Below are 21,629 nucleotides of genomic sequence, written 5' to 3' on the forward strand. Positions count from 1 at the left end.
CGGTCTCCTTGCCGTGCGCGCGGGTCGGGCGCCCCCGGATGCGCCCGGCCGCGGTCCCCTCGGTTATGCGGTCCCCGCTCCCCCCGGGGGGGGGGGGGCCCGGGCACGACGGGGATACGGAACCACGACCGGGGGCCCCGACGCCTGCCGGGGAAGGTCCGGCGGCGGGGAGCAACGCCGGACGGCGGCGCCGGTGTCCGGTACGACCCCGTCCGGGGAGCGGGTCGCGGCACCGACGGAGCAGCACGTTACGAGGTCGTACCCGGAAGGGTTCGCTTCCTGAGAGCCCGCTCCGTCGAGCGGGACCGATCGGACGGCGGACGGGAAGGCGTTCGGCCCGTCGGCGCACCGATACCGGCCGGACGCCGCACGGCCGGGTCACAGCTCGCGGCCGGCCCCGGTTCACGCCAGCACGATCCGGTCGTTCTCGACACGGACCGGGCGGGCCGCCAGGGGCGCGCCCGCCGGTCCCTCCAGCGGGGCGCCCCCGTCGACGTCGAACACGCTGCCGTGGCAGGGGCAGCTGATGCCGGTCGCGGTGACCTGGTCGACCAGGCAGCCGGCGTGCGGGCAGGTCGCGTCGAACGCGACGAACGTCCCGGACCGCGGCTGGGTCACCACGACGCCGTCCTCGGCGAACACCCTGCCGCCACCGACCGGGATGTCGGAGGTGGCGGCGAGGCCCTGCTCGGCCGACGGGGCCGCAGAGGGTGACGGCGCCGGGGCCGCGCCGGTCTCGGCCGGGGCCCGGGGTGTGCCGTAGGTCGAGCAGCCGGCGCCACAGCACATCGCGGCGACGGTGCCGACGCCGGCGAGCAGGCTGCGGCGGGTGAGCGGAGACATCCGGGAACTCCTCATCGGGTCGGGGTCGGGTGGTCCGGCTCAGAACACGAGGCCCTGCCCGGTGAAGAACCAGAGCGCGGAGGTGAGCCACACCCCGGCGAGGACGGCGAGCAGCACACCGCCTGCCACGGAGAGCACCCAGCCGGGAACTCCTCGCCGGTGCAGGAGCAGCATCTTCGTGACGAACGCGCCATAGAACACGCAGCCCAGCACCGAGTGCGCCAGCACCGACGGCGTCGCCCCGGACCAGCCGAACGCGTACAGGCACTGCGCGGCGACCGGGACCGTCACCAGGACCGCGACCCGCCCGGACCAGCGATGCACGGTCCCGACCGACGGGTCCGCGTACCCGCGGCGCATCATCCGCCCGGTGACGCCCTGCACGATCGCCAGCACCAGGGCCGCCGACCCGAGCCACGCCTTCGCCGCCGCACCGCTGGAGAACCCGGCGAGGCTCACCGCGATCCCGGTCCCCTCGTGCTGGCGCGCCCACACGCCGAGCGCGACCGCCACCAGCGACCCGAGCGCCACCGGCAGGATCACCGCGCGCAGCGACGGTCCGCCCCGCACGCTCGGGTGCGTGGCCGGGCCCGGCCCGGCGGACGGCGTCCCGGTCACCCTCCGACGGCCCGGTACGGCGGGGCTACCGCCCGGATCCGTCCGGTCGTCCGGTGCGGCGGGAGGCCCCGCACCCTGGACCCGGTCACCGCGCCGGGCGCGGCCTCCCGCGGTCGCGGTCCGGTCACCCGGCCCGGTGGACGGCGTCGTGGTGGCGCCCCGGTGGCGATGGCGCCGCCCGGGCGGTGGCCCGGCGTGGGATGTCGCACCGGTGTCCGTCCCGGTCGCCTCGGCGGGTGTCTCCCGGTGCCCGGTGGCGGCCGCGCGCCACCGGGCACCGGACCCGGCCGGGGACCACTCGGGGCCGGCGTCCCGGGGCGGGCGGCCGGGCACGACGGCTCCGGCGTCCCGCACCGGGCGGCGCGGCGGGTCCCCGACCGGTTCCTGCCCCCCGGCCCGGTTCCGCGGGCCGGGGCGGTCGGCGGCCGGGTCCCCCGGTGCCGCACTCGGGCGGTCGGGCTCGACGGGTTCTGCCGGGGTGCTCGTGCGCCACCGTTCGGCGGGGCCCGCCCGGTCGTCGGTGGCTCCCGCCGGGCCGGGGGGCCACCGGTGGCCGCCGGCGGGCTCGGACCGGGCACGGAGTCTGCGGCGCCGGCCGGGAGCCGGTTCGAGCCAGTGTCGTGGCTCCGGCTCGGGATCGACCGGGGTGTGACCGCCGCTGTCGTCCGGCGTCCGGGGGCTCGGGAGGAGCGGTGCGAAGCCGAACGGGTCCGTGGTCTCCCGATCGGCGTGCCGCGCACGGTGCGCCATCAGTATCCGCCCCCGCCGGGGTCCGGCTCCGGGACGGCGACGGGGGCGGACGGGCCGGCCGGGGAGCCGCCGGCGGGGACGGCCGCCGCGGTGAACTCCCAGGTCCGACCGCCGGCCGAGGCGGTGCCGGTGGCGGTATCGCCCCGCACGGTGTACTCGACCCAGCTGTCGTCGTCGGCGGTCAATCGGGTGGCGCCCTCCTGCGCGACCGGGCCGTCGGTCCAGGACTCGATTCCGGCGTCGTCACAGACGTAGGCCTTCGCCCGGCCGTCCTCGACGGTGATGTCGACGCTGACCTCGCGGTCCGCCGACCGACCGGCGTAACGGACCGGGCCCGCCGCGGGGAGCAGCGAGTCGAGCGCGGGCGCGCCGGCGGCCTGTTCGACGGCGGCCGGCCGCTCGGCCGGGGCCGTCAGGACGACGTTCGCGGTGGCCACCCCGGCGCCGACGGCGGCCACCGCGGCCATGGTCAGCAGCGGTCCGGTGATCCGCATGTCAGCCCACCTCGATGCGGACGGAGTCGAACGCCGGGGTCTGGTTGGCCCGCTGCATCATCGGTGTGCGGTGCGAGCCGTCACCGGCCCACGACGAGCACTGCAGCTCGCCGGCCTGCTCGACGCCGGGAACCTCGATGACGACGCTGTCCGGGGTGTCCCCGCCGCCACCGTCCTCGGTGGCCTCGAAGAACAGCGGGTCCGGGGCGGAGTCCGGCGCCTCACCGGGGTTCGCCAGGATCCGGCAGGCGGTGTGGAAGTGACCGCGCTGCAGACCCTGCCCGTCGAGCAGCGACGACTCGACGTAGTAGCCGCCCTGCGCCGCGGCCAGGAACCGGTCGCGTACCAGGTTGCGGGTGCTCACGGTCAGCGAGAACGCCTCCCCCGGGGCGACCCGATCCGGTGCCTCGGTGATCAGCAGCGACGGGCTGCGCTCGGCGTCGGCAACCTCACCGAACGCCGTCGAGACACAGCGCGGCGCCTCCTGGAAACCGTCGTGCGGGGTGAGCCGGCTGGCGGAGCAGTCGGAGGCGAGGATCTCCAGGGCGGCGGCGGTGTCCTGGTCGGGACCGTCGTTGTTGCCCGGATCGTCGTCCTGGCCGTCGCCGTCGTCCTGGCCCTCCGGGCCGGGACCCTGCTCCTCGGCCTGGCCCGCGCGGGCACCGTCGGGGTCCGTTCCCGGGCCATCGATCCCCGGCGCCCCGCCGCCCCCGGTGTCGTCGGAGCCGTCCGCGCCCTCGTCGAGGCCTGATCGCCGTCCCGGTGACGACGCCCCGTGGTCGTGCCCGCCCGGCGTGGCGGCGGAATCCGAGCCGGTGAGCCCGGCCCCGGAGCGGGGCCCGGTGATGTTCTCGGCGGCCGGGGCGCCCCGATCGGCGGTCGCGGCACCCGCCGCGTAGGCGGCGGGTCCGGCGACGAGCAGGCAGCCCACGAAGGCGGCGGCCGCTGCCGCTCGGCGGCGGTTGGCGGTGGACGGGCTCATCGGTGACGACTCCTCGGGGCGGTGCGGTCGCGATGCGAACCGGTGGATCGGTACCCGCGGCGCCGGAACGTGTGATCACGTTCGCCGGCGTCGGGGCCGGACGGGTGGGCGTTCTGGTCGGGATCGAGCGGGTGCGCACCGGTCCGGAGCGGATCCGGGTCGGCCGGATCGGGGGCGGAGCGAGCGGCCCCGGGGGCGGCCGGGTCGCCGGGAGCCGGGTCGTTCGGGTCCGGCGCGGTCGGTCCGGCGGGCGGGTCCTCCGCCCCGGGGGCGCGTACCGGGCCCTCCTCCCCCGGGGTCCGCGGCCGCACCTGCGGGGCGCGGCCCAGCTCCTCCCACGGGTCGGGCGGGCCGACCGCGAGCGCGGCCCGCGCCGTGCCCGCGCCGTCGTCGCGCGCCCGCCTGGGCCGCGGAACCGCCCCGCCCGCCGGGAGCAACCGGGACACCTCGGCCAGTGCGGCCGCCCCGACCGGGCGGCCCCGGCGGTAGAGGGTCATCACCAGCCCGCCGGCGGCCAGCAGCGCGACCCCCACGACGAGCCCCGGGACGACCAGGTCGGATGCGGTGCGGGCGCTGTCCGGGAGCGGCGGCGCCGGCAGCGCGTCGTAGTCGACCAGGCCGGTGGACTCCAGGTATCCGATGTGCCGGGTGACGTAGGTGTCGGCCTCGGTCGCGAACTGGCGCATCAGCTCGTTGCGGGTACCGACCCGGACCTCGGTGATCACCGGCAGCACGCTGCCGTGCGCCGCCCGCAGGATCTGCACGAACTGGCGGTCGTAGTCGGTTCCGGTACGCGCCGTCAGATCGTTCATCCAGCCGATCTGCTGGTCGTTGGGGCGGCTGGGGAGCTGCACGCCGAGCTGCTCGGCGACCGTGCGGACCTCGGCGTCGAGATCGTGGTGCTCGACCCCCAGTTTGCGGGCGACCTCCCGGACGGCGGGTGAGCTGGCCTGCTGCTCGCCCTGCTGTCCGGTCGGCGCCTCCCACAGGCCGGCCAGGCGGACCTTCTCCAGCAGGTCGCGGTCGGCGGGGCCGAGCGGACCCCACTGGGTCTGGGTCCAGCCCCGGGCGGCGGCGAACGGTGCTGCGGCGACCCAGGACTGGGCCACCGCGACGACGACGACACCGGCCAGCGCGACCAGGATCGACCAGCGGAGCGGGCCGGGGATCCGGCGGGACATCGGCTTCTCCTCGGGTTTCTCAGACCTGGGCGAACTGTTCGGTGTGCACCCGGTCCTCCGGGACACCGAGCGATGCCAAGGTGTGCAGCACGTCGGACACCAGCTGCGGTCGCCCGCAGACGAAGTAGTCGTGCCGGCCGGTGCCACCCAGATCGGTCAGCACCGCCGACAGCAGTGCGGTGTCGATCGGTCCGGTGGCACCGGCCCAGTCCTGCGACGGACGCCGCAGCACCTCGGTGACCTGCAGGTCGAGCAGGGTCCGCAGGTGGCCGAGCTCGGCGCGGAACAGCAGGTCGGCGCGGTCACGGGCGTGCACCACGAGCCGGTACGGGCGCCGGTCACCTCGGTCCGCCGCGGTGCGCAGCATGCTCATCATCGGGGTGATCCCGACCCCGCCCGCGATCAGGACGAACCCGGTCGACGGCACGGTGTCGGGGGTGAACGAACCGTACGGGCCGTCCACCCACACCGGGTCGCCGCGGCGCAGCTCGCGCAGCCGGGAGGCGAAGTCACCGGTGTGCCGGACGGTGAACTCGACCCGGCCACCGTCCACCGCGGACGAGGCGATCGTGAACGGGTGCTCCTCGACCGACATCCGCTCCAGCCGCAGCCAGGCGAACTGGCCGGGCCGGAACCAGGGCCCGGAGTGCCGTCCGCGGCGCTGCAGGACGAGCGTCGAGACCGTCGCGCTCTCCGGTCGCACGACGTGCACCCGGAACTCGCCGGCGTCGGCGACCGCCCGTGCACCCCAGCGCACCAGGAGGACCCCGAGGAGGACCAGGCCGAGCAGCCCGAGCACCGGACCCATCACCGCGTCGGTGACCAGGTTGTTCAGCCACAGCACGTGCAACGACGACGCCCCGACGACCAGCGCGGCCAGGCTCAGGTGCACCCACCGCCAGACCTCGTGCGTGCCGGAGCGGATCCCGCGCACGGCGAACAGCAACAGCACCGCGATGGCGACGGTCCCGATCGTGGCGGCCTGCCCGCGGGCCGGTGCCGTCATCGGGACGAGCAGCCCGACCCGTTCCGGCTGGTCGGCGACCACGCACGCCAGGTGCAGCGCGACGAGTGCCCCGGCGAGGATCCCGAGCCTGCGGTGCAGGCCGAGCAGCGTCTCCAGCCCGAGCGCACCGGACAGGCCGCGCACCCGGGACGGCAGCACCGCGACGACGACCAGCGCGGACAGTGCGAGCAGTCCGGTGAGCACCGACATCTGGTGCAGCAGCGGCTGCGGACCGGAGCGGAGCATCCAGATCGCCGAGGGCCCCACCAGGGCCGCCACCAGCACGGAACCCCAGACCAACCGGGCGCGTCGGTGCGCCAGCCACGCGCCGGCCGGATCGTCGTGCCGGACGGGTGCGGTGACCTGGTGCGGGACCGGGCGGCTCACGGTGTGCCGGGCGCGTGCCCGGCGGTCGTGACGGGTGCCGTGGCGAGCGGCGCAGCCGCGGTGGGGAAGGCAGTACCGGGCGCAGGACCGCCGGGTACAGGGCTGCCCGGCACAGGTGGGTGGTTCATCGGGTCACTTCCGGTTCGGGGGAGCGGGCCGGGCGGAGGGCCCCGGCCACCGGGGCGGCTCTAGGGGGAGCGGGCCACCGACCGGCAGCGTCGAACATAGGAAGTGTGTGGCGCCGGGGTTGCGTTCCTGAGAGACGTCACCGGCGTCCGGGCGGCGTGGTCCGGCGAACGGCAACCGATCGGGCCGGCCGGAGTACAGGTGACGGTCCGAACGGAGTCGTCACTCTCAGGCGCAACCGTTCACCGACGGTCAACGCCCTGTCCCCCGCCGGCCTGCGCCGGACACCCGGCGGGCCCGCATCCGCCGACGGGGCGGGCCCGCGCCACCTGCGTCAGGCGGGCGCCGGGGTGGCCGAACGGACACCGTCGGCCAGCTCGCGGGCGAGCTCGCGCACCGCCGGCGGCCCACCGGCCTCCAGCGCCTGGACGAAGGCCGTCCCGACGATGACACCGTCGGCGTACCCGGCGACGTCCGCCGCCTGCTCGGCCGTGCGCACGCCCAGCCCCACACAGACCGGCAGGTCCGTGACCTCCCGGACCCGGGCCGCCAGCTCGCGGGCCTCGACCCCGACCGCGCGGACCCCGGTCACCCCCATCAGCGAGGCCGCGTAGAGGAAGCCGCGGCTGGCCCGGGCGGTGAGCACCATCCGCTCCGGGGTCGTCGTCTGGGCGACCAGGAAGATCCGGTCCAGACCGTGCCGGTCGGAGGCGTCCAGCCACTCCTGGGCGTCGTCGGGCAACAGATCGGGGGTGACCAGCCCGGACCCGCCCGCCGCCGCCAGGTCGGCGGAGAACCGCTCGACGCCGTAACGGTCGATCAGGTTCCAGTACGTCATGACGACGGCCGGCGCCCCGGCCTCGACGACCCCGCGGACGGCGGTGAACGCGTCCCGGCTGCGGGCGCCGTTGTCCAGCGCCTGCTGGGTCGCGCGCTGGATGATCGGACCGTCCATCAGCGGATCGGAGTACGGCAGCCCGACCTCGACGACGTCGACACCGCCCTCGACCATCGCCCGCATCGCCTCGACCGACCCGGCGACGTCCGGGTAGCCGACCGGCAGGTAGCCGATCAGTGCCGCGCGGCCCTGCGCACGGACCTCCCCGATCCGCTGCTCCACGCTCTGCACGCCGGTCACCGGACCTCCCCGCCGGCCACCGTCTCGTCGGTGACGGCCCGGCCCTCGTCGTCGATCAGCTGGAAGTACTTGGCAGCGGTGTCGACGTCCTTGTCGCCGCGGCCGGACAGGTTGACCAGGACGATCGCGCCCTCGCCGAGCCGGCGGCCCTCACGCAGCGCTCCGGCGAGCGCGTGTGCGCTCTCGATCGCCGGGATGATGCCCTCGGTCCGGCAGAGCAGCCGGAACGCCTCCATCGCCTCGGCGTCGGTCACCGACTCGTAGCGGGCCCGGCGCATGTCGTGCAGCCAGGAGTGCTCGGGCCCGACGCCCGGGTAGTCCAGGCCGGCGGAGATGGAGTGCGAGTCACGGGTCTGGCCGTCCTCGTCCTGCAGGATGTAGCTGCGGGAACCGTGCAGCACCCCCACGTCGCCGCCACCGATGGAGGACGCGTGCCGAGGGGTGTCGACCCCGTCGCCGCCTGCCTCGAAGCCGACCAGCTCGACGGACGCGTCGTCGAGGAACGCGTGGAAGATGCCCATCGCGTTCGACCCGCCGCCGACGCAGGCGCACACCAGGTCCGGCAGCCGCCCGGTCAGTTCCTGGACCTGGGCGCGCGCCTCGACGCCGATCACCCGCTGGAAGTCGCGCACCATCGCCGGGAACGGGTGCGGTCCGGCGACCGAGCCGATCAGGTAGTGCGTGTCGGCCACGTTGGTGACCCAGTCCCGCATGGCCTCGTTCATCGCGTCCTTGAGGGTGCGCGTTCCGGAGGCGACCGGGCGGACCTCGGCGCCGAGCATCCGCATCCGGGCGACGTTGAGCGCCTGCCGCTCGGTGTCGACCTGACCCATGTAGACGACGCACTCCAGGCCGAGCAGCGCGGCCGCGGTCGCCGTCGCTACGCCGTGCTGGCCCGCCCCGGTCTCGGCGATCACCCGGGTCTTGCCCATCCGCCTGGTGAGCAGCGCCTGACCCAGCACATTGTTGATCTTGTGTGAACCGGTGTGGTTCAGGTCCTCGCGCTTGAGCAGGATCCGCGCGCCACCCGCGTGCCGGGCGAACCGGGGAGCCTCGGTGATCAGGCTCGGCCGGCCGGAGTAGGTCCGGTGCAGCTCGGCGAGCTCGGCCTGGAACGCCTCGTCGGTCATCGCCGAGCGGTAGGCCTGCTCCAGCTCGTCCAGGGCGGCGACCAGCGCCTCCGGGACGTAGCGGCCGCCGAAGCGGCCGAAGTACGGGCCGGTCTGGTCGACCAGCCGCGCCGGGACCCCGGCCGGGGGGCGGGCGGTGTCGGTCACGAGTCACTCCCTGACGGTTCTGCGGAGCCCGCGATCGCCGGGCGTCGCACGTCGGTGACGGACCCCGGCCCGATCGGGTGCAGCCCGACGGTACACCGCGCCCACCACCCACTTTGCGCCGCACGGACGCCGCGACCCGACGGGCCGTCATACGAAACGGGGGCGCCCCACCACCCAGCCGAGGATCATCTCGGCGACGATCACCGCCGCGAGCAGCACCAGCGAGGCCGTCCAGGTGCCGGTGATCCCGTGCAGCATGCCGAACAGGAACGGTCCGGCCGCGCCGAGCAGATATCCGAAGCCCTGGGCCATGGCGGACAGGTCGGTCGTCTCCGCCGTCTCCCGGGTACGCAACGCGATCAGCCCCAGCCCGAGCGGGAACACCGCCATCCCGGTGCCGAGCAGCACCGTCCACAACCAGGGCGCCGCCGCGGGCGCGACGGCCAGGCCGACGATCGCCGCGAGCGAGCAGCCGGCCAGCCCGACGATCCAGCCGGACTGCGAGTTGCGGTTCAGCGCGACCGGCGGGATCAGGAAGCTCAACGGGATCCCGATGATGTTGATCGTGGCGAGCATCAGCCCGGCGGTGGTGCGCGGGATCCCTTCGGACACGAAGAGTTCGGACAGCCAGCCCATCGCGACGTAGGCGACGCAGGCCTGCAACCCGAAGAACGCGGTGACCGCCCAGGCCAGCGGTCGGCGCAGCATCGACCGGCGCTGGGCACCGGCGATCCGGGACGGTACGGCGGCGCCGTGCCGGGCACCGGTCGCCCAGACCACCAGCGCACCGGCGGAGAGAGCCGCCCAGGCGCCGACCGCCCCGCGCCAGCCGAGCAGCGGTTCGAGCATCGGGGTGAAGGCGGCGCCGAGCCCGCCGCCCGCCGCGAGTGCCGCGGTGTAGATGCCGGTCACCCGCCCGACGGCGTGCGGGAACGATTCCTTCACCACGACCGGGATCAGCACGTTCCCGATCGCGATCCCGGAGGCCGCGATGAACGTCCCCCCGAGGACCACCCAGGGCCCGTCGACGACCCGCAGCACCAGCCCTGCCGTGAGCACGGCCAGGGCCAGGCCGATCGCCCGGGCCACTCCCAACCGACGGCCCAGCAGCGGTGCGGCGATCGCGGCGAGGCCGAAACAGATCGTCGGCACCGCGGTGAGCAGCCCGGTCCAGGGCGCCGAGGCGCCGAGACCGTCCCGCACCTCGCCCAGTACCGATGCCATGCTGGTGACGGCCGGACGCAGATTCATCGCCGCCAGAGCGACGCCGACGACCAGGAGCGGGGTACCGACCAGCGCACCGGTCCGGCGGGACGCGCCCCTGCCGGTGGCGTCCGTCTCGCCGGCCCCTGTCGCCTGATCAGCAATGCTCACGAAACAGTATTGTTACAGACGTAGGATGTTCGGATGAAAGGACGCCCGGTGCCCCTCGTCACAGCACGCCGCGGCAGCCTCGTGGACGAGGTCATCGCCCAGCTCCGGGACGCGATCGCGACCGGGGAATGGCCGGTCGGGTATCGCATACCCGCCGAGTCCGAGCTCACCGCCCGGCTCCGGGTCGGCCGCAACACCGTCCGCGAGGCGGTCCGCGCCCTCGCGCACGGCGGCCTGCTGGAGGTGCGCCAGGGCGACGGCACCTACGTCCGCGCGACCTCCGAGCTGTCCGGTGCACTGCGCACCCTCTGCGGACCCGAGCTGCGCGAGGTGCTGGAGGTCCGGCGGACCCTGGAGGTCGAGGCGGCCCGGCTGGCCGCCGCCCGGCGTACCGACGAGGACCTGGACCTGCTCCGCCGCTCGCTCGCCGATCGGGACGTCGCCGTCGAGGCGGCCGCCGTCGCCGCCCGCCGGGGCGAGGAGCCCGGGACCGCCGAGCTGGAGCGCGCGGCCCGCGCCGACACCGACTTCCATCTCGCCGTCGTCCGCTGCTCGGGCAACAGCCTGCTCGTCGAGTTGTACCGCGGTGTGGTCGAGGCCGTCGCGGGCAGCGTCGTCACGACGATGCCGGCGACCGTCGGCACCGACGACGACGTCTCGCACACCGGGATCGTCGAGGCCATCGAAGCGGGGGACGTGGAGCGGGCCGCCCGCGAGGCGGGCGAGTTCCTGGACCGGCTGATCGGCCGACCGGGCTGAGACTCGTCCGCCGGACGGACTCGGAGCGGAAAAGGTCACACGACGCACAACGGCCGGTTCGCAAGGGTGATGATACGTCCGAGCATGCATGGTCGTCCCGGGCGCGGGCGGCGCGCCGGAGGCGCCACAGCCACCGGAGGTTCGACGACCGCACCCCGGCGGCCGCATCACGGGAGGACCGATGACGACGTCGATTCCGCAACCACCTCTGCGCGAGCGAGCGCCCCGGAAGGTGCGGCTGCCGGCGATGCTCTTCGCCCTCGGCCGGGCCTGCGCGGCCGCCGGCGCCCGGGATCGCGGGCCGGTGCCGCCGCACGACCCGCCACGCCTCGCGACGCGGCCGTCCGGCTCCTGACCACGGCCGGTGGTCCCGCGCTCCCGGTGCCGAACCAGGGCGCGACGAGCCGGCTGCGCTCCCCCCACAACGGCGCTGCGCCACAACGGCCCCCCACAACGGCGCTCCGACCCGGCTGCACTCCTCCGCCACGGTTGTGATTCGGCACGGTTGTGATTCGACACCGTTTTGATTCGACACGGTGACGGACGGCGACCAGGCTGAGCCGGTCGCGGAGGCGCCGGTCCACCGCGGAAGGGGGCGCTGCCGATGAGCGAGGTCACCACGCGGGCCGGGGAGGACCCGCCCGCCCTGCGGCGGGTGATGGGCCCGAAACTGCTGCTGCTGTTCATCGTCGGCGACATCCTCGGCACCGGGATCTACGCCCTGGTCGGTCAGGTCGCCGAGGAGGTCGGCGGGGCGGCGTGGCTGCCGTTCCTGGTCGCCTTCGCGGTCGCGATGGTCACCGCGTTCTCCTACCTGGAGCTGGTCACCAAGTACCCGGCGGCGGCGGGTGCGGCGTTGTACGCGCACAAGGCGTTCGGTATCCACTTCCTGACCTTCATGGTCACCTTCGTGGTGATGTGCTCGGGCATCACCTCGGCGTCGACCGCCTCGCGGGCGTTCGCCTCGAACCTGAACGAGGGTTTCGGCCTCGACCTGGGCAACGGCGGGATCGTGCTGATCGCGCTGGGCTTCATGGTGCTGGTCGCCGCGGTGAACTTCCGCGGTGTCGGCGAGAGCGTGAAGGTCAACGTGGTGCTCACGCTGGTCGAGCTCTCCGGCCTGCTGCTGGTGATCCTGGTGGGGGTGTTCGCGATCGCCGGTGGCGACGCCGACTGGGCCCGAGTGGTCGCCTTCGACACCCCCGAGGAGAAGGGTGTGTTCCTGGCCGTCACCTCGGCGACCTCGCTGGCGTTCTTCGCCATGGTCGGTTTCGAGGACTCGGTGAACATGGCCGAGGAGTGCCACGAGCCGCGCCGGATCTTCCCGAGGATCATGATCACCGGTCTGACCATCACCGGCGTCATCTACGTGCTGGTCGCGATCTGTGCGGTGGCACTCGTGCCGGTCGGTCCGCTCGCCGCCAGCGAGACTCCGCTGGTCGAGGTGGTCCGGGCCGGCGCACCGGGCATCCCGGCGGACGCGGTGCTGCCCTTCATCTCGATGTTCGCCGTCGCGAACTCGGCGCTGATCAACATGCTGATGGCGTCCCGGCTGCTCTACGGCATGGCGAACCAGGCGGTGCTGCCCAAGCAGCTGGCCCGGGTGCACCCGTTCCGCCGCACCCCGTGGGTGTCGATCATCTTCACGACGCTCATCTCGTTCGCACTGATCACCTACGTGTCGCTGGACGACGACTCCGACGTCGTGTCCGCACTCGGCGGGACGACGTCGTTGCTGCTGCTCGCGGTGTTCACCATCGTCAACATCGCGGTGCTCGTGCTGCGCCGCGACCGGGTCGACGCCGACCACTTCCGGGCCCCGCCCGGCCTGCCGGTCGTCGGTGCGGTCACCAGCGCCTACCTGGTGCTGCCGTTCTCCGGACGGGACGCGATCCAGTACGAGCTGGCCGGCCTGCTGCTCCTGCTGGGCCTGGTCCTGTACGGCATCACGATCCTGCTGAACCGCAGGCTGGGCGTGCACAGGACCACCCTGGATCCGGCCAAGCTCGACGGGTGAGGGCCGGGTGCGACGCACCGGCACGAGAACCGCTCACCGGGTGAGCGGTGTCGGCGGAGCCGAGGCCCGGTGGACGCACCGACCGCTCACACGAGAGGGGCCGGGCCGCCGGCCACTCCGGCTCTCGGCGGTATCCGCTCGCCCGGTGCGTGGTTTCCGCGACGGGTCACCCCGGCCGGCCAGGCCTCAGCGGCTCGGGGTGAGCGCGCGCACCCGTTCGGCCAGTTCCTTGTCGAAGAAGCCGAAGAACCCGTCCGGGTCCGGACCGGCGTTGATCAGGGCCAGCCGGTCGTAGCCCGCGTCGACGAACTGCTGCGCGACGGCGAGGTGCCGCTCGACGTCGGGGCCGGCACCGAACACCTCGGCCATGTCGTCGATCCGCACGAAGCGGGTCGCCGCCTCGACGTTGCGCACGTTCGGCAGCTCGGCCTGCACCTTCCAACCGGTCGGGCCGAACCGGAACTTCTCGTGTGCTGCGGCGAGCGCCTCGTCCTCGGTGGGCGCCCAGGCCAGCGGGACCTCGGCGTAACGGGCGCCGGTGCCACCGGCCGCTGCGTAGGCCGAGACCAGGTCGGTGCGGGGCTCGGTGACGAACAGCGCGTCGCCCAGCTCGGCGGCGATCCGCGCCGCGTTCGGCCCGCCCGCGGCGACCGCGATCTCCGGGAGCGGGTCCGGGAGGTCGAAGACCTGGGCGTCCTCGATGCTCAGGTGCTTCCCCCGGTAGCTGCGGTAGCCGCCGGACCAGAGCAGCCTGATGATCTCCAGCGCTTCCCGGAGCATCTCGTGCCGGACCCGGGTGACCGGCCACTCGGCGCCCGTCACGTGCTCGGACAACCGCTCGCCGGAGCCCACGCCGAGGGTGAACCGCCTGTCGGAGAGCAGGGCCGTCGTCGCGGCGGCCTGCGCGACGATCGCCGGGTGGTAACGGATCATCGGGCAGGTCACACCGGTGGCAAGGTGGATCCGTTCGGTGCGCGCCGCGATGGCGGCGAGGATCGACCAGGCGAACCCGGAGTGGCCGTGGCTCTCCAGCCACGGGTGGTAGTGGTCGGAGATCTCGACGAAGTCGAAACCCGCCTCCTCGGCGCGCACGGCCTGGCGAACCATCTCCTGCGGCGAGAAGGCCTCGGCAAAGAGCTTGTAACCGATCTGCATGCCGGAGGACTACCCGGGACGGGGCCGGTCACTCCCCCGCCGGACTCGTGCCGACGAGTGCCTCGACGGCGGCCGCGACCTCGGTCAGATACCGGTCCCCGCCGTGCCGGGTGACGATCTGGATCCCGACCGGCAGCCCGCCCGCGGTCACGCCGAACGGCACCGAGATCGCCGGGCAGCCGGTCACCGTGATCAGGTACGCCGACCGCATCCAGTCCAGGTAGGACACCATGGGTGTGCCGTCGATCTCGGCCGGGAACTCCTGGTCGGCCGGGAACGGCGGCAGCTGGGAGACCGGGAGCACCAGCACGTCGTGGTCGTACCAGAACTCCCGCATGCGGTGCGCCAGCGCGGTCCGCCGCCGGTAGGCGAGCGCGACGTCGGCGCCGGTCAGCGACTCACCGGCCCGGATGTTCGCGGCCAGCGACGGCTTCAGCCGGCCCGGGTGCGCGGCGAGCGTCCCACCGAGCGTGGCCTGGAAGTGCCAGGCCCGCAGGGTGCGGAAGCACTCGTCGGCACCGGTCAGATCGGGTGCGGCGCCGGTGACGCGGGCGCCGGCCCCGGCCAGCACCCGCCCGGCCGCCTCGACGACGCCCGCCACCTCGGGGTCGACCGCGAAGGCTCCGTCCAGGTCGGTCGACAACGCCACCCGCAGACCGGGCAGCGGCACCGGACGTAGCGGTGGGGCGAACGCGGCGCCCGGGTCGCCGAGCGCGTGCGGAGCCCGCGGGTCGGGGCCGGCCAGCACCGACAGCAGCAGGGCCAGGTCACCGACGGTCCGGGCCATCGGCCCGCCGACCGCGGTCGCCTCCCACATGTTCTCCGAGGGCCACGCCGGCACCCGGCCCCAGGACGGGCGCAGTCCGACCACCCCGCAGAACGACGCCGGATTGCGCAGCGAACCGCCCATGTCCGAGCCCTCGGCGAGCGGCACCATCCCGGCCGCCAGCGCGCAGGCCGCCCCGCCGGAGGAACCGCCGGCCGACCGGGACGGGTCGTGCGGGTTGCGGGTCGTGCCGAACACCGGGTTGAAGGTGTGCGAGCCGGCCGCGAACTCGGGAACGTTGGTCTTGCCGATCGGCACCGCCCCGGCGCCGCGGATCCGTTCGACGATCAGGTCGTCGGTGTCGGGCACGTGGTCGGCGTGGATCGGCGAGCCGTAGGTGGTGCGCCAGCCCGCGACCGCGTGGGTGTCCTTGAACGCGAACGGCAGCCCGTGCAGCGGGCCGACCTCCGCACCCGAGGCGAGCTGCTCGTCGGCCGCGGCGGCGCCGTCCAGCGCCCGCTGCGGGTCGAGCGAGACGACCGCGTTGAGCTGCGGGTTCCGCTCGGCGATCCGGGCCAGGTGCAGCTCGGCCAGCTCCCGGGCCGAGATCTCCCCCACCCGCAGCGCGGCGACCTGCTCCCGTGCCGTCGAGTCGGGGGTGAGGCCGGTCATCGGGGGCCGGGTTCCACGGCGTCCGCCGGAGCCGGACACGTCGGGGGGTTCCGCAGGTCGCACCCTGGACTTCCGGTCGGTGCTCGGTACGGTGAGCGCATCATCCACAGCACCGTACCGATCCGGACGCACGGCCCCGCAGGTTCTGCACGGCGGGCCCGGCGAGCGCCGGCGTCCGGGCCGCGGCGCCGGTGACCGGCCCGGCCGCCGAACCGCCGTCGTCGTCGAAGGTGCGGCTGCGTGACCACGTCCCGCGTCCGGGGATCACGGTGCTGGAGGTGACCGGCGAGATCGACCGGGCGGAGGCCGAGGCGATCCAGCTCCGGATGGTGGATCTCCTGCACCGCACGGCCCCGACACGGGCCGTGCTCGACCTGTCGGGGGTCGGGTTCTTCGGGTCGCACGGACTGACCGCGGTCGTCGGTTCCTCGCGAGCCGCCGAGGATCTCGGGGTGCCGTTGTCCGGGGTCACCGGCCCGGGCAACCGCGCGGTGCAGCGTCCGGTCCGGATGACCGGTCTCGACCGGATCATCCCCTGGTACCCGGACCTCAACAGCGCGCTCGTCGACGACCCCGGCTGAGCAGACGGGGACATCCGTCCACCGCGCCCCGCCGCAACGGCCGGGCGATCACGTCCTCGACCAGACACAGCCACCGGAGAAGGTGACCGTCTCACCGGCGATCAGCCGGAGCGCCCCGGGCCCTCTCAGCACGGCCCGGGCGACCTCCACACCGTCCGTCCCGAGCCGGACGTGCTCGCACGCCGCGCCCGGCCCGGGCCCCGGGGTGTCGTAGTCCCCCGGGGCCAGCGTGACACCGACCGGGAACTCGCCGTCGCCCGCCGTCACGGCCGCCACCGGTGCGGGCACGGCGTACGCCTGGGTCGCGGTGGCCTCGGCCGACTCCCCGGGGACCACGAACGACTGGATCACCAGCAACGGGACGACGACGGCGAGCAGCACCCACGGCCACAGGACGGTCCGCTCCCCCGCGGCCTCCCGGTCGGCGTAGTAGCGCTCGTACGGCCCGCTGTCGTCCATCCACCTGTCCATCACTCGCTGTTGCTCTGCCCATCGAAGTCACCTGGCGGGGGCGTTACGCGGCAACTGGGTGACATCGCAAGCACCATGCTGAAATGGCCGGGTGAGTACGGGCCGCACCTACGCCGGCGAGTCGGCCTCCGACCGCGCCGAGCACCGGCGACGCCGGTTGCTGGACGCGGGCCTGGAGGTGCTCGGCACCGAGGGGTACCGGGCCGCGACGGTGCGCCGGATCTGCCGGGAGGCCCGGGTCGCCGACCGCTACTTCTACGACTGCTTCGAGGGCACCGAGGACCTGCTGCTCGCGGTGCACGGCGAGTGCGTGGACCGGTTGCGCGCCGCCGTGCCCGCGGCGCTGATCGCACACCCCTCGACCGATCCGCTCGCCCTCGCCCGGACCGGGCTGGACGCGTTCCTGGCCGTCGTCGAGGACGACCCACGCCTGGCCCGGGTCGTCTGGTTCGAGGTGCTCGGGGTCAGCGAGCGGGTCGAACGGACCTCGCTGCGGACGAAGTCGGAGTTCGGCAGGCTGCTCGCGACGCTCGCCGCCGAACACGCCGGGGCACCGCTCGCCGCCGCCGACGACGGCCTCACCACCGACGCACTGATCGGCGGGATCAGCCACGTCGTCATGACCTGGACGGCGCGCGGGTTCACCCCGCCCCGGGTGCGGGTGGCCGAGGCGCTGGCCCGTTTCCTGGTCGGCGGTGCGACAGCGATCATGCGACCGGATGACGCCGCTCACCCGGCAATGGGGAATCAGCCGTCATCAGATTAGTCTCTCCCCGCCACCACCCCGACGGAGAGGCCCCCGGCATGAAGACCTTCACCGGCCGCACCGCGGCGATCACCGGGGCGGGCTCCGGGATCGGTCGCGCGCTCGCCCTGCGCCTGTCCGGACTGGGCTGCCATCTCGCGCTCGCCGACCGCGACGCCGCCGGGCTGTCCGAGACCGCCGCACTCGCCGGACCCCAGGTCCGGGTGACGACGACCGAGCTCGACGTCGCCGACGAGCACGCCGTGTACGGCTGGGCGGATGCCGTCGTCGCCGAGCACGGGGTGGTCGACCTGCTGGTCAACAACGCGGGCGTCGCGCTGTCCGGGACCGTTCCGGGGCTCTCCCTCGACGACTACCGCTGGATCATGGACATCAACTTCTGGGGCGTGGTGTACGGCACCAAGGCGTTCCTGCCGCACCTGGAGGAGTCCGGCGACGGGCACGTGGTGAACCTGTCCAGCGTGTTCGGCATCGCCGCCCAGCCACTCATGAGCGGTTACAACGCCAGCAAGTACGCGGTGCGCGGGTTCACCGAGTCGCTGCGCCAGGACCTGGAGCTGACCGGCTCCCGGGTCTCCGCGACCTGCGTGCACCCGGGCGGGATCAAGACCAACATCGCGCGCGCCGCCCGGATGGACACCAGCGTCGCCGAGGCCACCGGGAAGTCGACCCAGGACGCGTCGAAGGAGTTCGAGGCGCTGTTCCTGACCACTCCGGACCGTGCGGCCAGGACCATCCTGGACGGGGTGCTGCGCGACCGGCGCCGGATCCTGATCGGGCCGGACGCGTGGGCCATCGACTCGATGGTGCGGCTGCTGCCGACCGCCTACCAGCGGATCGTCACCGGGGTGGTGCAGTCCCGCCGGGGTCGGCCCCAGCGCGGCGGCGGATCGCGGCACACCGGTGACCCCGCCGCGCGGAAGTAGGGTCGGCCGGGCCCCGACCACCAGGAGCCGCCCCCCGATGAGTCCCGACCCGCAGCGTCCGGTCACCGCCTTCGGGCCGGACTTCCCGTTCCCGTTCGACGAGTGGATCTCCCATCCGGCCGGGCTCGGCCGGGTCCCCGCCGACCGGCTCGGCGCCGAGGTCGCCGTCGTCGGCGCCGGGATCGCCGGCCTGGTGGCCGCCTACGAGCTGATGCGGCTCGGCCTGCGCCCGGTGGTCTACGAATCCTCGCACCTGGGCGGGCGGTTGCGGTCGCAGCCGTTCGAGGGAGCCGACGGGATCGTCGCCGAGCTGGGTGGCATGCGGTTCCCCCGCTCGTCGACCGCCTTCCACCACTACGTCGACCTGCTCGGCCTGCACACCGAACCGTTCCCGAACCCGCTGACGCCTGCGTCCGGCAGCACCGTGATCGACCTGCACGGGCGCACGTACTACGCCACCGAACTGGCCGACCTGCCGCCGTTCTTCACGGAGGTCGCGGACGCCTGGGCCGCCGCGCTGGAGCAGCGCGCCGGGTTCACCGCGATCCAGGAGGCCATCCGGGCGCGCGACACGGGCACCCTCAAGCGGCTGTGGGACGAGCTGGTGCCGCAGTGGGACGACCGCACGTTCTACGACTTCGTGGCGACCTCCACGCCGTTCGCCGAGCTGAGCTTCGCGCACCGGGAGGCGTTCGGGCAGGTCGGTTTCGGCACCGGCGGCTGGGACTCGGACTTCCCCAACTCGATGCTGGAGATCCTCCGGGTGGTGACGACCGCCTGCGACGAGGACCAGCTGCTCGTCGTCGGCGGGGTCGAACAGGTCCCGCAGGGCCTGTGGCGGCGTGCCCCGGACGGGCTCGCCCACTGGCCCGCCGGGACCAGCCTGTCGTTGCTGCACGGCGGCGGGACCCGGCCGGGGGTGGCGCGGATCCACCGGGTCGCACCCGACGCGATCCGGGTCACCGACGTCTACGGCGGCGTGCGGGACTTCCCCGCCGTTCTCACGACCTGTCAGGGCTGGCTGCTCTCCACCCAGATCGAGACCGACGAGTCGCTGTTCAGCCAGGAGCTGTGGATGGCGATCGACCGGACCCGCTACATGCAGTCGACGAAGACGTTCGTGATGGTCGACCGGCCCTTCTGGCGCGACACCGACCCGATGACCGGGCGGGACGTCATGAGCATGACGCTGACCGACCGGCTCACCCGCAGCACCTACCTGTTCGACAACGGCCCCGATCGGCCCGGCGTGATCTGCCTGTCGTACTCGTGGATGAGCGACTCGCTGAAGATGCTGCCCTACCCGGTGGAGAAGCGGGTCGAGCTGGCGCTGCGGGCACTGCGGGAGGTCTACCCGGGCGTCGACATCGCCGGACACGTCATCGGTGACCCGATCACCGTCACCTGGGAGTCCGATCCGCACAGTCTCGGCGCGTTCAAGGGTGCGCTGCCCGGCCACTACCGCTACAACCGGCGGATGTACTGCCACTTCATGCAGGACGACCTGCCCCCGGCCGAGCGCGGGATCTTCCTGGCGGGCGACGACGTGTCCTGGACGCCGGCCTGGGCCGAGGGCGCCGTGCAGACCGCACTCAACGCGGTCTGGGGGATCGTGCACCACCTCGATGGGGCCTGCGACGCCGGCAACCCGGGCCCCGGTGACCGGTTCGCCGAGCTCGCCCCGCTGGCGCTGCCCGACTGATGCGACCGGGGCCGAGCTCCGCGCCGAGTTCTCAAGCTGCCTGTGATAACGGATCCGGCTGCCCTACAGTTTCGCCCATGTCCTCGTCCGCAGGCACCACCGCAGGCCGGCCCCGCCGGCCGGGCCCGCCCAAGCGGGACGAGAGACTCACCGGCGTCCGCCGGGTCAGCGTGGTCGACGAACTCGTCGAGCAGATGACCAGGAAGATCGTGACGGGGGTCTGGCCCGCCGGGGCGATGCTGCCCTCGCTGCGGGAGTTCGCCGCCGACACCGGCACCTCGATGCTCACCGTCCGCGAAGCCGTCCGCACCCTGCAGGCCCGGGGCTGGGTGGAGACGCGGCAGGGCGTCGGCACCGTCGTGCTGGAGGTCGAGCACGACGACCGGTTCGTCCCGTGGTCCCTCGGTGCCTCCGACGTCGCCGAGTACGTCGAGCTCGTCGAGGCCCGGGAGGCCATCGAGTCCGCGATCGTCGACCTCGCCGCACGGCGCCGCACCGACGCCCAGCTCACCCGGCTCGACGAGCTGCTCGAGACGATGGCGGCGGCCGGGACCGATGTCCCGCGCTTCCTCGCCGCCGACGGCGAGTTCCACATCGTGCTCGCCGAGGCGGCACACAACCGCATCCTGCTCCGGAACATGCTCGCCATCCGCAGCCCGATGCGTCGGCTGATGGCGAACCGGCTGGAGACCGAGATCGCCCTGCGCGGCGATCTCGTCCGGTCACACGCCGACCATCACGACATGGTCGCGTCGGTCCGCGAGCGCGACCCGCGGGCGGGCCGCGCGGCGCTGGCCCGGATGAGCGAGCGGGCGCGCCGCGACCTCGACGCGCTGGGTCCCGCCGACGGTCGTTGAACCGGCGGGCCGGCCCGCACTCGCCGGGACCCGGCCCGCTCCGCCGAGTCGGCCTACTCCGCGGAGAGGGCTTCGACGAGCTCGCCGACCTGCGGGTTCGGCAGTGCGCGGGCCACATCGGCCAGTGCCACCATCCCGACCAGCCGGTCCCCGTCGATCACCGGGAGCCGGCGTACCCGGTGCGTGGTCATGGTCGCGAGGATCTCCTCGGCCGAGTCGTCGGCACCGATGGTCACCGCCTCGCCCTGGTTCAGGTCACCGGCGACGAAGCCTGCGTCCCGGTTCTGGCCGAAGACCTTGACGACCAGGTCGCGGTCGGTCACCACACCCTTGATCTTGTTGTCCGGTCCGCAGATCGGCAGTGCTCCGACACCGAGCCGGGTCATCGTGCGGGCGGCGTCGCCTGCGGTGTCGGTCGTCTGCACGCACTCCGCACCGGGGGTCATGATCTCGCGTGCGGTCGTCATGGTGATCACCCTCCGTTTCGGGTCCGCGGCCGGTCCGTCCGGCCGCTCCCCGGCGCCTACCCGCACCACAGGCCCTCACACCCGTGCCGCGACGCGGTTGCTGGCCGGGCCGGGCCGGCCGGGCGGCACCGGTGGTCCGGCCCTGCCGGGAGGATGTCCGTCTAGACTCGCCGCCCATGAGCACCGCATGCGTGCTGCGCGCCATGGCGTGGCTCGTCCCGCACCCGGGGACCAACGGGCATCCGACGTCGTGGGGTCCGATGCTCGCCGGCGTCGCACCGGACGCCTGAGCCTCTCGCGCACCGCTCGGCGAC

General features: G+C 74.0%; 20 protein-coding genes. 7 read left to right on the top strand and 13 right to left on the bottom strand.

The genetic code is table 11. The annotated features are described in order from the left end of the window. Positions 1-402 precede the first annotated feature (402 nt). The 9 genes from AB0J24_RS18890 to AB0J24_RS18930 all read right to left on the bottom strand — a co-directional run bounded on the left by AB0J24_RS18890 (position 403) and on the right by AB0J24_RS18930 (position 10,176). Positions 403-843 carry a Rieske (2Fe-2S) protein gene (locus tag AB0J24_RS18890; protein ID WP_358683006.1) on the bottom strand — a complete coding sequence of 147 codons (441 nt, stop codon included), beginning with the start codon at positions 841-843 and terminating at the stop codon, positions 403-405. Positions 844-882: 39 nt separating this feature from the next. Next, positions 883-1,413, bottom strand: a complete 531-nt coding sequence (locus AB0J24_RS18895) for a DUF6529 family protein (protein WP_358683007.1) — start codon at positions 1,411-1,413, stop codon at positions 883-885. Positions 1,414-2,210: 797 nt separating this feature from the next. Next, the gene (locus AB0J24_RS18900) at positions 2,211-2,705 is read right to left on the bottom strand and encodes a hypothetical protein (protein WP_358683009.1); all 495 of its coding nucleotides are present in this window, start codon (positions 2,703-2,705) and stop codon (positions 2,211-2,213) included. A gap of 1 nt (position 2,706) precedes the next feature. Further along, positions 2,707-3,687: a hypothetical protein gene (locus AB0J24_RS18905; RefSeq protein ID WP_358683011.1), complete on the bottom strand. Its 981-nt coding sequence runs from the start codon at positions 3,685-3,687 to the stop codon at positions 2,707-2,709. Next, positions 3,684-4,868, bottom strand: coding sequence for a DUF4142 domain-containing protein (locus AB0J24_RS18910; RefSeq protein WP_358683013.1), 1,185 nt, complete (start codon positions 4,866-4,868; stop codon positions 3,684-3,686). The genes AB0J24_RS18905 and AB0J24_RS18910 overlap by 4 nt, the downstream gene beginning before the upstream one ends. Before the next feature lie 19 nt (positions 4,869-4,887). Further along, the gene (locus tag AB0J24_RS18915; protein WP_358683015.1) at positions 4,888-6,261 is read right to left on the bottom strand and encodes a ferredoxin reductase family protein; all 1,374 of its coding nucleotides are present in this window, start codon (positions 6,259-6,261) and stop codon (positions 4,888-4,890) included. Positions 6,262-6,721: 460 nt separating this feature from the next. Further along, entirely contained in the window at positions 6,722-7,525 is an 804-nt protein-coding gene (gene trpA, locus AB0J24_RS18920; protein ID WP_358683017.1) for a tryptophan synthase subunit alpha, read from the bottom strand. Next, positions 7,522-8,802 (bottom strand): tryptophan synthase subunit beta, encoded by a 1,281-nt coding sequence (trpB, locus tag AB0J24_RS18925; protein ID WP_358683019.1) that lies wholly within the window; start codon positions 8,800-8,802, stop codon positions 7,522-7,524. The genes trpA and trpB overlap by 4 nt, the downstream gene beginning before the upstream one ends. A gap of 147 nt (positions 8,803-8,949) precedes the next feature. Then, positions 8,950-10,176: an MFS transporter gene (locus tag AB0J24_RS18930; RefSeq protein ID WP_358683021.1), complete on the bottom strand. Its 1,227-nt coding sequence runs from the start codon at positions 10,174-10,176 to the stop codon at positions 8,950-8,952. Positions 10,177-10,224: 48 nt separating this feature from the next. On the opposite strand from AB0J24_RS18930, the gene AB0J24_RS18935 reads away from it, so the two are divergent. Together AB0J24_RS18935 and AB0J24_RS18940 are read left to right on the top strand one after the other, a co-directional pair. After that, positions 10,225-10,935: an FCD domain-containing protein gene (locus tag AB0J24_RS18935; RefSeq protein ID WP_358683023.1), complete on the top strand. Its 711-nt coding sequence runs from the start codon at positions 10,225-10,227 to the stop codon at positions 10,933-10,935. Between the two features lie 604 nt (positions 10,936-11,539). After that, positions 11,540-12,952, top strand: coding sequence for an APC family permease (locus AB0J24_RS18940; RefSeq protein ID WP_358683024.1), 1,413 nt, complete (start codon positions 11,540-11,542; stop codon positions 12,950-12,952). A 186-nt stretch (positions 12,953-13,138) separates the two neighbouring features. On the opposite strand, the gene AB0J24_RS18945 is transcribed toward AB0J24_RS18940, so the two are convergent. After that, positions 13,139-14,107: a TIGR03557 family F420-dependent LLM class oxidoreductase gene (locus tag AB0J24_RS18945; protein WP_358683026.1), complete on the bottom strand. Its 969-nt coding sequence runs from the start codon at positions 14,105-14,107 to the stop codon at positions 13,139-13,141. 28 nt (positions 14,108-14,135) lie between these two features. Then, positions 14,136-15,545 (bottom strand): amidase family protein, encoded by a 1,410-nt coding sequence (locus tag AB0J24_RS18950; RefSeq protein ID WP_358683028.1) that lies wholly within the window; start codon positions 15,543-15,545, stop codon positions 14,136-14,138. A gap of 191 nt (positions 15,546-15,736) precedes the next feature. Here AB0J24_RS18950 and AB0J24_RS18955 point away from each other — a divergent pair, with 191 nt between their 5' ends. Then, entirely contained in the window at positions 15,737-16,126 is a 390-nt protein-coding gene (locus tag AB0J24_RS18955; protein ID WP_358683030.1) for an anti-sigma factor antagonist, read from the top strand. A 48-nt stretch (positions 16,127-16,174) separates the two neighbouring features. Here the strand turns inward: AB0J24_RS18955 and AB0J24_RS18960 are convergent, their stop codons facing one another. Further along, a complete protein-coding gene (locus AB0J24_RS18960) occupies positions 16,175-16,585 on the bottom strand; it encodes a hypothetical protein (RefSeq protein ID WP_358683032.1) in 411 nt (136 codons plus the stop codon). Between the two features lie 103 nt (positions 16,586-16,688). Here AB0J24_RS18960 and AB0J24_RS18965 point away from each other — a divergent pair, with 103 nt between their 5' ends. The 4 genes from AB0J24_RS18965 (at position 16,689) to AB0J24_RS18980 (ending at position 20,848) form a co-directional block, all read left to right on the top strand. Beyond that, complete coding sequence (locus AB0J24_RS18965; RefSeq protein ID WP_358683034.1) at positions 16,689-17,363, top strand: TetR/AcrR family transcriptional regulator; 675 nt, start codon at positions 16,689-16,691, stop codon at positions 17,361-17,363. A 38-nt stretch (positions 17,364-17,401) separates the two neighbouring features. Next, entirely contained in the window at positions 17,402-18,289 is an 888-nt protein-coding gene (locus AB0J24_RS18970; RefSeq protein WP_358683036.1) for an SDR family NAD(P)-dependent oxidoreductase, read from the top strand. 37 nt (positions 18,290-18,326) lie between these two features. After that, a complete protein-coding gene (locus AB0J24_RS18975) occupies positions 18,327-19,991 on the top strand; it encodes an NAD(P)/FAD-dependent oxidoreductase (RefSeq protein WP_358683038.1) in 1,665 nt (554 codons plus the stop codon). 77 nt (positions 19,992-20,068) lie between these two features. Then, positions 20,069-20,848 (top strand): FadR/GntR family transcriptional regulator, encoded by a 780-nt coding sequence (locus AB0J24_RS18980; protein WP_358683040.1) that lies wholly within the window; start codon positions 20,069-20,071, stop codon positions 20,846-20,848. A gap of 53 nt (positions 20,849-20,901) precedes the next feature. Here the strand turns inward: AB0J24_RS18980 and AB0J24_RS18985 are convergent, their stop codons facing one another. Then, positions 20,902-21,315: a CBS domain-containing protein gene (locus tag AB0J24_RS18985; protein WP_358683042.1), complete on the bottom strand. Its 414-nt coding sequence runs from the start codon at positions 21,313-21,315 to the stop codon at positions 20,902-20,904. Positions 21,316-21,629 lie beyond the last annotated feature (314 nt).

The sequence above is a fragment of the Pseudonocardia sp. NPDC049635 genome, assembly GCF_040659795.1.
GTDB lineage: Bacteria > Actinomycetota > Actinomycetes > Mycobacteriales > Pseudonocardiaceae > Pseudonocardia.

What these genes read in the sequence shown, in the direction of transcription:
- AB0J24_RS18940 (WP_358683024.1), top strand. Translation starts at nt 11,540, where the DNA reads ATGAGCGAGGTCACCACGCGGGCCGGGGAGGACCCGCCCGCCCTGCGG.
- AB0J24_RS18890 (WP_358683006.1), bottom strand. Translation starts at nt 843, where the DNA reads ATGTCTCCGCTCACCCGCCGCAGCCTGCTCGCCGGCGTCGGCACCGTC.
- AB0J24_RS18910 (WP_358683013.1), bottom strand. Translation starts at nt 4,868, where the DNA reads ATGTCCCGCCGGATCCCCGGCCCGCTCCGCTGGTCGATCCTGGTCGCG.
- AB0J24_RS18905 (WP_358683011.1), bottom strand. Translation starts at nt 3,687, where the DNA reads ATGAGCCCGTCCACCGCCAACCGCCGCCGAGCGGCAGCGGCCGCCGCC.
- AB0J24_RS18945 (WP_358683026.1), bottom strand. Translation starts at nt 14,107, where the DNA reads ATGCAGATCGGTTACAAGCTCTTTGCCGAGGCCTTCTCGCCGCAGGAG.
- AB0J24_RS18985 (WP_358683042.1), bottom strand. Translation starts at nt 21,315, where the DNA reads ATGACGACCGCACGCGAGATCATGACCCCCGGTGCGGAGTGCGTGCAG.
- AB0J24_RS18970 (WP_358683036.1), top strand. Translation starts at nt 17,402, where the DNA reads ATGAAGACCTTCACCGGCCGCACCGCGGCGATCACCGGGGCGGGCTCC.
- AB0J24_RS18975 (WP_358683038.1), top strand. Translation starts at nt 18,327, where the DNA reads ATGAGTCCCGACCCGCAGCGTCCGGTCACCGCCTTCGGGCCGGACTTC.
- AB0J24_RS18950 (WP_358683028.1), bottom strand. Translation starts at nt 15,545, where the DNA reads ATGACCGGCCTCACCCCCGACTCGACGGCACGGGAGCAGGTCGCCGCG.
- AB0J24_RS18960 (WP_358683032.1), bottom strand. Translation starts at nt 16,585, where the DNA reads ATGGACGACAGCGGGCCGTACGAGCGCTACTACGCCGACCGGGAGGCC.
- AB0J24_RS18900 (WP_358683009.1), bottom strand. Translation starts at nt 2,705, where the DNA reads ATGCGGATCACCGGACCGCTGCTGACCATGGCCGCGGTGGCCGCCGTC.
- AB0J24_RS18980 (WP_358683040.1), top strand. Translation starts at nt 20,069, where the DNA reads ATGTCCTCGTCCGCAGGCACCACCGCAGGCCGGCCCCGCCGGCCGGGC.